The sequence below is a fragment of the Clostridioides sp. ZZV15-6598 genome, from assembly GCF_020657705.1.
GTDB classification, from domain to species: Bacteria; Bacillota; Clostridia; order Peptostreptococcales; family Peptostreptococcaceae; genus Clostridioides; species Clostridioides difficile_F.
The window spans coordinates 24,233-36,467 of record NZ_JAGWCS010000031.1 but is presented as its reverse complement, the minus strand read 5'-3'; the positions used below and the strand labels follow the sequence as shown (position 1 = coordinate 36,467).

The following is a 12,235-nucleotide window of genomic DNA, read 5'->3' as shown; positions in this document are numbered from 1 at the left end:
GGTCTATTAGCTCAGTCGGTAGAGCACCTGACTTTTAATCAGGGTGTCCCGCGTTCGAGTCGCGGATAGATCACCAATGGAGAGGTGTCCGAGTGGTTTAAGGAGCTGGTCTTGAAAACCAGTGACTTCGAAAGGGGCCGTGGGTTCGAATCCCACCCTCTCCGCCAAATGCCCAGATAGCTCAGTCGGTAGAGCAGGGGACTGAAAATCCCCGTGTCGGTGGTTCGATTCCGCCTCTGGGCACCAAAATGTGGCGGTATAGCTTAGTTGGCTAGAGCGTTCGGTTCATACCCGAAAGGTCATAGGTTCGACTCCTATTACCGCTACTAAGAATTTAATGTGGGCCATTAGCTCAGTTGGTTAGAGCGCCCGGCTCATAACCGGTAGGTCTGGGGTTCGAGTCCCTGATGGCCCACCACATTAAATTAAAGATATATGGTGGGTATAGCTCAGTTGGTTAGAGCGCCAGATTGTGGCTCTGGAGGTCGTGAGTTCGACTCTCATTATCCACCCCAACTAATATGGTCTATTAGCTCAGTCGGTAGAGCACCTGACTTTTAATCAGGGTGTCCCGCGTTCGAGTCGCGGATAGATCACCAAAAAGGTGGCGACATAGCCAAGTGGTAAGGCAGTGGACTGCAACTCCTTGATCCCCAGTTCAAATCTGGGTGTCGCCTCCAATAAAATGCGCTCATAGCTCAACTGGATAGAGTGTCTGACTACGAATCAGAAGGTTAGGGGTTCGAGTCCCTTTGGGCGCACCATATAAACATCGAGGGATTATAGCTCAGCTGGGAGAGCACCTGCCTTACAAGCAGGGGGTCACAGGTTCGAGCCCTGTTAATCCCACCAGTGCAAACCTCTAGTAATTTTACTAGAGGTTTTATTTTTGATTAAAAAAGATTTATATTTAGGAGGTAAAAAAGTTGTATATAATTATAGGAAATGAAATAGTTGATAGTGAAGAACTTAAAATAATCATAGATAAAAATAGTAAATTTAAAGTTGAGAAAGATTTAAGTAAAAGCACAAAAAGAGAAGATATAATAGCTTATCAATTAAGCATAAATTTGGATTATTTAGATGCTACTATAAGTGAACAAGATGAAGATATTAATTTATCTGATGAGGAAAAGTTTGATGAATATATGACTTTATCTGATGAGCTTGCACTAGATTTAGAAGAACTTATGCCAAAGTACACAATAATAAATGCTAGAGCATATAAATTAGATGAGGTAGAAGGAATAGTAAAAATAATACTAGTTATAGCATATGCAGATTTAGGTCATCTAAAACTTTCTGATGTAATAAAACGTTTGTTAAGACAGATAGATTAAGATATGAACTATATTGAGAAAAGTATGTGAAATATTACGTAAAGATGAAAATAATTATGTAAACAGAGAAAAAAATAGTATAAAATAAGGTCAATTGTAGAAATTTTCACACAAGTTTGTCTGAAATTCCATAAAAAATCCCTTAATTTTAGTGAGGTAAATTGGATTTATACAGTCTAAAAATTATATATATTTATAAATTTATCTTATTAATTAAGGAACTTGCTTAAACATCTTCAAAAATAAAGTATTTTAGTCTATAATCTTTAATATTACACAAACAATAAAGGAGAAGAATAGAGTATGCTTAAAAAGTTTAATAAAATACTAGTAGCTAATAGAGGCGAAATAGCTATAAGAATATTTAGAGCCTGTTCAGAATTGGGGATAAAAAGTGTTGGTATATATAGTAAAGAAGATAAATATGGATTATTTAGAACAAAAGCAGATGAATCATATTTAATAGGGGAAGGCAAAGGACCAATAGATGCATACCTAGATATGGATGGAATAATAGACTTAGCAAAGAGAAAAAAAGTTGATGCTATACATCCAGGATACGGTTTTCTAGCAGAAAATGCAGAATTTGCTCGTAAATGTGAAGAAAATGGAATTACTTTTATAGGTCCATCATCTAAAGTAATGAATATGATGGGGGATAAGATAAACTCTAAAAAAATTGCAAAAGAAGTTAATGTTCAAACTATACCAGGGGTGGAAAAAGCAATAAGAAGTACTGAAGAAGCAAAAGAAGTTGCAAACAAAATAGGTTATCCTGTTATGATAAAAGCATCTAATGGTGGTGGCGGTAGAGGTATGAGAATCGTACATCATGAAAAAGATTTAGAGCTTGAATATGAAACTGCTTGTAGTGAATCAAGAAAAGCTTTTGGTGAAGATATTATATTCATAGAAAAATATATAGCTGACCCAAAACATATAGAAGTTCAAATATTAGGGGATAACTATGGAAATATAGTTCATTTATACGAAAGAGATTGTTCTGTTCAAAGAAGACATCAAAAGATAATAGAATATGCACCAGCATTTTCATTAGATGAAAAAGTAAGAAAAGAAATATGTGATGATGCAGTCAAGTTATCAAAATATGTAGGCTATTCTAATGCGGGAACATTAGAATTCTTAGTAGATGCAAATGGTGGCCATTATTTTATAGAAATGAATACAAGAGTACAAGTTGAACATACTGTAACAGAAATGGTTACAGGAATAGATATAGTTCAAAGTCAAATATTAATAGCTCAAGGATACAGCTTAGATAGTGAAGAAATAAATATAAAATCACAAGATGATGTTGAAATAAGAGGATATTCTATACAATGTAGAATAACTACAGAAGACCCTAAAAATAGATTTATGCCAGACACAGGTAAAATTCAAGTTTATAGAACTGGTTCAGGATTTGGTATAAGACTAGATGGTGGAAATGGATTTACAGGAGCAAACATAAGCCCTCACTATGATAGTTTATTGGTTAAGACAATATCTTGGGATAGAACATTCCAAGGAGCAATAAGTAAAACTATAAGATCTATAAAAGAACTTAGAGTTAGAGGTGTTAAGACTAATGTAGGATTTTTAGTTAATGTCTTAAATAATCCTATATTCTCAAATGGTAAATGCAGTACTAAATTTATAGATGAAAATCCAGATTTATTTGAAATAACAGAAAGTAAAGATAGAGGAACAAAATTACTTCAATTTATAGGTGATGTAATTGTAAATGATAACGCTTGTCAAGAAAAACCATTATTTGATGCGTTACATGAACCAAGAATGAATAAAGAAGGTTCAAAGGCAGAAGGAAGTAAGATACTTTTTGATAAGTTAGGTAAATCTGCATATATAGAAAAAATAAAAAATGATAAAAAACTATTATTAACAGATACAACAATGAGAGATGCACATCAATCATTATTGGCAACAAGATTAAGAACATATGATTTATTAAAAGCTGCTAAGCCAACAGAAAAATATCAAAAAGATTTATTCTCACTTGAAATGTGGGGTGGAGCTACTTATGATGTTGCATATAGATTCTTAAAAGAGTCACCTTGGCGTAGATTACAAAAACTAAGAGAAGAGATACCAAGTATAATGTTCCAAATGTTGCTTAGAGCATCAAATGGAGTTGGATATAAAAACTATCCAGATAATGTAATAGAAGAATTTACAAAAGAGTCTGCTAAACAAGGTATAGATGTATTTAGAATATTTGACTCATTAAACTGGGTTGAAAATATGAAACCATCTATTAATACAGCTCTAGAAACTGGAAAAATAGTTGAAGCAACTATGTGTTATACAGGTGATATATTAGATAAGACTAAAACTAAATATGACTTAGAATATTACATTAAGATGGCAAAAGAGTTAGAAAGCTTAGGAGCAGATATAATAGCAATAAAAGATATGTCAGGACTTCTTAAACCATACTCTGCTTATACATTAGTTAAAGAACTAAAGAAAAATGTAAAAGCGCCAATACATTTACACACTCATGATACAAGTGGAAATGGTGTAGCAACTTGTTTGATGGCATCAGAAGCTGGTGTAGACATAATTGACGCTGCATTAGAATCTATGGCAGGACTTACAAGTCAACCATCGCTTAATGCAATAGTAGAAGCTCTTAAAAATACAGAAAGAGATACAGGTATAGATTTATTTGGATATGATGAGTTAGGAAAATACTATAAGGATTTAAGAAAAGTTTATAATAAATTTGAAAGTGACTTAACTAACTCTTGTGCAGAAATATACAATTTTGAAATACCAGGAGGTCAGTATACAAACTTAAAACCTCAAGCTGATAGTTTAGGATTAGTTAATAGATTTGATGAAGTTAAAGAAAAATATAAAGAAGCTAATGAAGTTGTAGGAGATATAATAAAAGTAACACCATCTTCAAAAGTTGTAGGGGATTTAGCTATCTTTATGACTAAAAATAAATTAGATAAAAATAATATAATAGAAGAAGGTAAAAACTTATCATTCCCAGATTCTGTTGTAGACTACTGTAAAGGTATGATTGGTCAACCAGAAGGTGGAGTACCAAAAGATTTACAAGAAGTAGTTTTAAAAGGTGAAGAAGCTATTACAGTAAGACCAGGTTCATTATTACCAGCAGAAGATTTTGATGACATAGCGAAATATCTAAATGAAAAATATGATATAAATGCAAATATAAGAAATGTTATAAGTTATGCTTTATATCCAAAAGTTTATGAAGACTATATTAAACATTTACAACATTATAATGATATATCTAAACTTGAAAGTGATGTATTCTTCTATGGATTAAATAAAAATGAAGAATGTGAAGTAGAAATAGAAGAAGGTAAAGTATTAACAATAAGATTAGTTGAAATTGGTGAAGTTAAAGAAGATGGATTTAGAACTATAGGTTTTGAATTAAATGGAATGGTTAGAGAAGTGGAAATAAAAGATAGAAACTTCTCTGGAAAAGTTACTAATGTTGAGAAAGCTGATATGAATGATCCTCTTCAAATCGGAGCAAGTATACCAGGAAAAGTTATAAAAATAATGGTTAAAGAAGAAGATGAAGTAAAAGCAAATCAACCATTAATAGTTATAGAAGCAATGAAAATGGAAACTATAATAGTTGCTAAGACTGATGGAGTAATTAAATCAATCAAAGTAAAAGAAGATGACATGGTTGAAGATAAACAGTTATTAATGATAATGAAATAATTGAACTAAAACAACTTATAAAACACTCTAAAATATTTTTATTAAATATTTAGAGTGTTTTTATTTATTTAAATTAAATATTTGTTAAAAAAAAGAGGAAAATTATATCCCTATGTAGAAATAAAGCTAGTAAGGAAAATGTTATCTAAAAATTCTAAAAATAATAAACATTTTCTAGACTATTTCTTAGGAAATAACAGCTAAGAGAAAATACATAAATTTAAAAGGTGGGTGCTTATATGAAGGTTTATGATAGTAACATGTTGAGAAATGTAGCGGTACTAGGACATAGCGGATGTGGTAAAACAAATCTAATCGAAACTATAGCTTACACAGCAAACACTAATAAGATACCTAAATTAACTGACAAGGTAAATATGACTTATAGTATGGGATTAATACCTATAGAATACAATGACTATAAGTTTAACTTATTGGATACACCAGGATATTTTGACTTTAGCGGAGACGTTGTATCATCTCTTAGAGCAAGTGATGCAGCAATAATAGTAATAGATGCAACAGCACCTATTCAAGTTGGTACAGAGAAATCATTAGAACTAACTGAGAGTATTCCTAAGATAATGTTTATAAATAAAATAGATAATGAAAAAGCAAGATATAAAGATGCAATAGCAATGTTAAGAGAAAAATACAATAATAAGATAGTTCCAATGATAAGTCCTATATACAAAGATAAAAACTTTGTCAAGTTGCATAATGTATTTGAAAATATAGATGATTTAGAAGGCGAATTTAAAGAACAAGCTATGAGTGTAAAAGAAGCTTTAATGGAACTTATAGCAGAAACAGATGACCAAATATTAGATAAGTATTTTAATGGAGAAGAGTTAACTACAGAAGAAATACAAAAAGGTATTGTTATAGGGATACAAAGAGGTGATATTATACCTGTAATATGTGGCTCAACTATAAATAATATAGGAACAAAAGAAATACTAGATACAATATCAAATTATCTAGAACCAATATTTACAGAAGAGAGTAAGCCATTTAAAGGGTTAGTATTTAAAACTATGGTTGACCCATTTGTAGGAAAAATGTCATATATAAAAATTACTCAAGGTGCAATCTCTAAAGATAAAGAAATTTTTAATATAAACAAAAACATAAAAGAAAAAATAGCTAACATATATACATTGAGAAATAGTGAATTAGTTGAAATAGAAAAAGCTAAGGCTGGTGATGTAGTAGTAATAACTAAAGTTAACTCTCTAAAAACAGGAGATACGATATCTGTAGATAAAGATACAGAAGCTTTAGATAAGATAGATTTCCCTAAGCCACAAATATATTATGCTGTCAATCCTAAAAATAAGGGTGATGAGGAAAAGGTAGCTGCTGTATTAAACAAACTTGTAGAGGAAGACCCTACATTACATTGGTATAGAAATACAGAGACAAAACAAGCTCTTTTAGGAGGACAAGGGGAACTTCACATAAAAACAATTAAAAATAAAATGAAAGATAAGTTTGGGGTAGATGTTGAATTAAATGACCTTAAAGTTCCTTATAGAGAAACTATAAAGGAAACAGCTAATGTACAAGGGAAACATAAGAAACAATCAGGTGGTCATGGTCAATATGGAGATGTAAAGATAAGATTTGAAAGATGTGAATCTGATTTTGAATTTGCAGAAGAAATATTTGGTGGTTCTGTACCAAAACAATATATACCAGCAGTAGAAAAAGGTTTAAAAGATTCTATGCAAAAAGGAGTATTGGCTGGTTTCCCTGTTACAAATATAAAGGCTACACTTTATGATGGTTCATACCATGATGTAGACTCTTCTGAAATGGCTTTTAAGATGGCAGCAAGTGCAGCGTTTAAAAAAGGTATGGAGGAAGCTCATCCAATATTATTAGAGCCTATTATGAAACTTAAGATAACTGTTCCAGAGGAATATATGGGAGATGTTATGGGAGATATAAACAAAAGAAGAGGTAAAATATTTGGTATGGAACCAGATAATAAAGGAAAACAAATAATATTTGCAGAGGCTCCACAAGCAGAGACATTTAAATATGCAATAGATTTAAGAGCAATGACACAAGGTAGAGGATACTTTGAAATGGAATTAGAAAGATATGGAGAGGTTCCATCACAATTTGCAGAAAAAATAATCGGATTAGCTACTGCAAAGTAATAAAGAAGATAGAATATTAAATAATTAATATCCATATATTATATAAAAATAATTTTGTAATTAAAGCTAGGTATATGCTTATTTTAAACAAGTATATATCTAGTTTTTTTGTGTTTTTATATAAAACAAGAAAAAATCAAATTAAAGTAATAAAAAATGTGAAGAATAAAAGATACTTTCTTAAATTGTTTTAATAAAAGAAAGTATCTTTTTATATTATTATTTTTAGAAATGTTTAATAATAATGATATGAAGGTATATTTACAAATACAAGGTATAGATAAATTAAAAATCAATTAGCAATCAGAAATTTTAAAACTTAATTGTTATAAATGTAAGAAGTAGAAGCTTATATTTAATACAAGATAGACACTTACATTTAAATTATTATGAAAAAAATAAATTTACACAATTTAGGGCTTTAAAAATTTAAATAATAGGTGTAAAATAGTAGTCAAAGAAAGTCAAAAATAAAAAGGTGTGTGGTGATATAAATGGCAACTATGACAGATATAATTGAAAAATTTATTAAAGATTTGATGGAAGAAGATAATAGTATACAGATTCAAAGAAATGAACTAGCAAACTTGTTTAGTTGTGCACCATCACAAATAAATTATGTTTTAACGACGAGGTTTACCATAGATAAAGGTTATTATATAGAAAGCAAAAAAGGTGGCGGAGGATATGTTCAGATAGAAAAAATACGAAGAAGTAAAGGTGGACATATTAGAGAAATATTGAATGAAAAAATAGGAAGTCAAATATCCTATAAGAAAGCAAAAGAGTTGGTAGAAAGTTTGAGAGAATCAAATTTAATTAGTGAAAGAGAATTAAAATTAATATTATATGCAATAGATGATAAATCATTATGTATGCCAGTATATGAATTAAAAGAGAAGGTAAGGTCTAATGTTTTAAAGAATATAATAATAGGAGTATTTAGTATAGAGGAGTGATAATTTATGCTATGTCAAAAATGCAATAAAAATAAAGCATCTGTATATTACAATAAAATAGTCAATGGAGAAAAGACAGAAATGTATCTGTGTAGTGAATGTGCTAAAGAGAATACAGAGATGAATTTTAATTTAGATATGCCTTTTTCAATGATGGATATATTTTCTAACTTAGGGTTTCAACCTAAAAAAGAGCTTGAAGAAAAGTTAGTTTGCCAAAAATGTAATATGACATATAGTGAATTTAAGAATAACGGAAGATTTGGATGCAGTGAATGTTACAATGCATTTAGCAGTCAAGTAAATCCAATGCTTCAAAATATACATGGCCATATAGAACATATAGGTAAGGCACCTAAAAAATCTTTTTATAAAATAAGTGTAGAAAATGAGATTAGAGAATTAAAAGAAGATTTAGATAGAGCTATAAAAAATGAAGAGTATGAATTAGCTGCTCAATTTAGAGATAAGATTAAGTATTTAAAAGGCTCTATTGACTAAGATTGGAGTGATATTATGAAAGAGAATATAGTCATGAAATCAAGAGTTAGGCTGGCTAGGAACTTGAACAATTATTCTTTTCCAAATAGGTTAGATAAAGAGTGTGCTATGGAAATAATAGAAAAGGTAAAAAATGCTTTTATGAACTCTAATTTAGAACATAAAGAAGAGTTTGATTTCTATAAGATTGAAGATTTAGACCAATCTAAAAAGATGCTTATGGTTGAAGAGCATATGATAAGTCCAGACTTAGCAGAAAATGATAAGAGTGCTGTTATAGTAAAAAAAGATAAAACTGTAAGTATAATGATAAATGAAGAAGATCACATAAGAATACAAACTATGTGTGATGATTTAAATTTAGAAAATGCTTATAACATAGCAAATGAAATAGATGATTTATTAGAATCAAATTTAGAATATGCATTTAGCGCGAAGTTGGGTTATCTAACATCTTGCCCAACTAACACAGGAACTGGAATGAGAGCTTCTGTAATGATGCATTTACCTGCATTAAGTCAATTAGGCTATATGGATGAACTTTATAAGATTTCATCACAAATAGGTATAGCAATAAGAGGCATATATGGAGAGAGAACAGAAGCATTGGGAAATATATACCAAATATCCAATCAGCTTACACTTGGAAGAACAGAGTCTAATATTATAGAAAATGTAAGTGGTCTTACAAAGGATGCAATTTCAAAAGAAGTGAAAGCCAGAGAAATATTACAAAAAAAATTAGGTATAAAATTAGAAGATAAAATATTTAGGTCAATAGGAACACTTGAAAATTCAAGGGTAATGAGTAGTTCAGAGGCAATGAGCCATCTATCAAATATAAAAATGGGAATAGAAATGAACTATATAAAAAAATTAGATTTAAAAGCTATAGAACAACTTATGATAGGTATACAACCAGCACATCAGTCAATAATGTATAAGAGCGATGATGTTGAGAATAGAGATATAAATAGAGCAACATACATTAGAGAAACTTTGGAAAAATTAAGAGGAGGGATAAATTATGAACTTCAATAGATTTACACAAAGAGCTAAAAAAGCAATAGATTTAGCGTTTGAGTCTGCTAAAAACTTAGGACATAATATTGTTGGGAGCGAGCATATACTTTTAGGACTGTTAAAAGAAGAAGAAGGAATAGCTGCCAAAGTTCTAAGTAAAGTTGGATTTACAGAGGCTTATTTAGAAGGCAAAATAATTGATATGGAAGGTAAGGGCGAAGGAATTCCAGAGGATATAGTATTAAGCCCAAGAAGTAAACAAATATTGGAACTATCAGGAATGTTTGCAAATAAATTAAAAACAAATTATATAGGAACTGAGCATATATTATTAGCTATTATTCAAGAAGGTGAAGGAATAGCCAATAAAGTTTTGAACTATGCAGGTGTAAATGACAGAACCCTAGCCCAATTAACAATTGATATGATGGGCATGAGCGATAATAATCAATATAAATCAGAAAATAGTTACACGGGCAACCAAAATCAAACAGATTCTAAAATTCTTGATAAATATGGAAGAAATCTTACACTATATGCAAAACAAAATAAAATAGACCCTGTTATAGGACGAGAAAAAGAAATACAAAGAGTGATACAAATATTAAGTAGAAGAACCAAAAACAACCCTGTGCTAATAGGAGACCCAGGAGTAGGTAAGACAGCTATAGCTGAAGGTCTAGCAACAAATATAGCATTAGGTAATGTTCCAGAAACACTAAAAAGTAAAACTCTGTATTCTTTAGAGATGGGTTCATTATTAGCTGGTGCTAAGTACAGAGGAGAATTTGAAGAAAGAATTAAAGAAGTTGTAGATGAGGTTATTAAAAATGGAAATATAATTTTATTTATAGACGAGATGCATACCATAATAGGGGCTGGGTCTACAGGAGAAGGCTCTATAGATGCATCAAATATATTAAAACCTGCTTTAGCTAGAGGAGAAATACAAGTTATAGGTGCAACAACAATAGACGAGTATAGAAAGCATGTTGAAAAAGACTCTGCACTAGAAAGAAGATTCCAACCAGTTATGGTGGATGAGCCAAGTAAAGAAGATTCAATAAAAATATTAGAAGGATTGAGAGATAAATATGAAGCCCATCACAAAGTTAAAATAACTGATGAGGCTATAAAAACAGCTGTAGAATTATCAACTAGATATATATCAGATAGATATCTACCAGATAAAGCTATAGATTTGATTGATGAAGCAGCATCAAAAGTGAGGTTAAAGGAAAATACTCCTCCAGCTGAAATAAAAAAATTAGAATTAGAAATAGAAAATATAGATAAAGAAAAAGAAGAAGCAGTAAGATGCCAAGATTTTGAGAAAGCAGCAAAAATAAGAGATGAGCAAGGTATACTTAAAAAACAATTAGAAGATGTTAGAGAAAGATGGAATAAATCATCTAAACATTCTGATTTAGTTGATGGAGAGGTCATTGCTGAAGTAGTAGGTTTATGGACAGGAATACCTGTTAATAAAATTCTTGAGGAAGAAGCTGATAGACTCTTAAAACTTGAAGAAATCTTACACAATAGAGTTATAGGTCAAGAACAAGCAGTGAAGTCTATTTCCAAGGCAATAAGAAGGTCGAGAGCAGGTCTTAAGGACCCTAATAGACCAATTGGTTCATTTTTATTTTTAGGACCTACAGGAGTAGGAAAAACAGAACTATCTAAAGCATTAGCAGAAGTTCAATTTGGAGATGAAAATCAAATAATAAGAATTGATATGTCTGAATATATGGAAAAACATGCTGTATCAAGAATGATAGGCTCACCTCCTGGTTATATAGGTCATGATGAAGGAGGTCAATTAACTGAAAAAGTAAGAAGAAACCCATATTCAGTTATTTTATTTGATGAGATAGAAAAAGCTCATCCAGATGTGTTTAATATTCTATTACAAATTCTAGATGATGGTAGATTAACAGATTCAAAAGGAAGAACTGTTGACTTTAAGAATACTATTGTGATAATGACATCAAATGTTGGTGCATCTACAATTGGTAGACAAAAAACTTTAGGATTTAGTATAGCTAAAGGAGACGAAGAAGAAAAGTCTCAATATGAAAAAATGAAAGAAAACATAATGGGTGAATTAAAGCAAAGATTCAGACCAGAGTTTTTAAATAGAATAGATGATATAATAGTTTTCCATTCATTAAATGTGGAGCATATATCTAAAATAGTAATTTTAATGGTAGACAAATTACAAGAAAGACTAAAAGATATGGATATAAAACTAGAAATGAGTGATGAAGCTATAAAATTAATTTCTAAATCTGGATTTGATTTGGAATATGGAGCAAGACCTCTTAAAAGAGCATTACAAAAAGAACTAGAAGATGAGTTATCTGAAGCGATTTTAAGAGGCGATGTAAAAAAAGGAAGCAATATAATGGCAAAAGTTAAAGATGAAAAAATAGTTTTTGAAACTAAATAATTCAATAGAGTTGCATTTTAAAATTTTATAGATATAAGTTTTATGGTTTAAAGAAAA

7 protein-coding genes and 10 tRNA genes are annotated in these 12,235 nt (G+C 30.3%); all 17 read left to right on the top strand.

Annotated features, from left to right (window positions below):
• The 17 genes from KGF50_RS08370 (at position 1) to KGF50_RS08290 (ending at position 12,178) form a co-directional block, all read left to right on the top strand.
• Positions 1 to 76 (top strand) — tRNA-Lys (locus KGF50_RS08370).
• A 2-nt stretch (positions 77 to 78) separates the two neighbouring features.
• Positions 79 to 167, top strand: a tRNA-Ser gene (locus KGF50_RS08365).
• 3 nt (positions 168 to 170) lie between these two features.
• A tRNA-Phe gene (locus KGF50_RS08360) sits at positions 171 to 246 on the top strand.
• Between the two features lie 6 nt (positions 247 to 252).
• A tRNA-Met gene (locus tag KGF50_RS08355) sits at positions 253 to 326 on the top strand.
• 15 nt (positions 327 to 341) lie between these two features.
• Positions 342 to 418, top strand: a tRNA-Ile gene (locus KGF50_RS08350).
• Between the two features lie 20 nt (positions 419 to 438).
• A tRNA-His gene (locus tag KGF50_RS08345) sits at positions 439 to 515 on the top strand.
• A gap of 8 nt (positions 516 to 523) precedes the next feature.
• Positions 524 to 599, top strand: a tRNA-Lys gene (locus KGF50_RS08340).
• A 7-nt stretch (positions 600 to 606) separates the two neighbouring features.
• Positions 607 to 680 (top strand) — tRNA-Cys (locus KGF50_RS08335).
• A gap of 7 nt (positions 681 to 687) precedes the next feature.
• Positions 688 to 764: transfer RNA gene (locus KGF50_RS08330), tRNA-Arg, on the top strand.
• A gap of 12 nt (positions 765 to 776) precedes the next feature.
• A tRNA-Val gene (locus tag KGF50_RS08325) sits at positions 777 to 852 on the top strand.
• 74 nt (positions 853 to 926) lie between these two features.
• The gene (locus KGF50_RS08320) at positions 927 to 1,340 is read left to right on the top strand and encodes a hypothetical protein (RefSeq protein ID WP_227847636.1); all 414 of its coding nucleotides are present in this window, start codon (positions 927 to 929) and stop codon (positions 1,338 to 1,340) included.
• Between the two features lie 303 nt (positions 1,341 to 1,643).
• On the top strand, positions 1,644 to 5,075 hold the full coding sequence (locus tag KGF50_RS08315) for a pyruvate carboxylase (RefSeq protein WP_227847635.1): 3,432 nt from the start codon (positions 1,644 to 1,646) through the stop codon (positions 5,073 to 5,075).
• 239 nt (positions 5,076 to 5,314) lie between these two features.
• Positions 5,315 to 7,243: an elongation factor G gene (locus tag KGF50_RS08310; protein ID WP_227847634.1), complete on the top strand. Its 1,929-nt coding sequence runs from the start codon at positions 5,315 to 5,317 to the stop codon at positions 7,241 to 7,243.
• 494 nt (positions 7,244 to 7,737) lie between these two features.
• Positions 7,738 to 8,202: a CtsR family transcriptional regulator gene (locus tag KGF50_RS08305; RefSeq protein ID WP_227847633.1), complete on the top strand. Its 465-nt coding sequence runs from the start codon at positions 7,738 to 7,740 to the stop codon at positions 8,200 to 8,202.
• 6 nt (positions 8,203 to 8,208) lie between these two features.
• Positions 8,209 to 8,703: a UvrB/UvrC motif-containing protein gene (locus KGF50_RS08300; protein WP_227437113.1), complete on the top strand. Its 495-nt coding sequence runs from the start codon at positions 8,209 to 8,211 to the stop codon at positions 8,701 to 8,703.
• A gap of 15 nt (positions 8,704 to 8,718) precedes the next feature.
• A complete protein-coding gene (locus KGF50_RS08295) occupies positions 8,719 to 9,744 on the top strand; it encodes a protein arginine kinase (RefSeq protein ID WP_227847632.1) in 1,026 nt (341 codons plus the stop codon).
• Entirely contained in the window at positions 9,731 to 12,178 is a 2,448-nt protein-coding gene (locus KGF50_RS08290) for an ATP-dependent Clp protease ATP-binding subunit (RefSeq protein ID WP_227847631.1), read from the top strand. The genes KGF50_RS08295 and KGF50_RS08290 overlap by 14 nt, the downstream gene beginning before the upstream one ends.
• Positions 12,179 to 12,235: the final 57 nt, after the last annotated feature.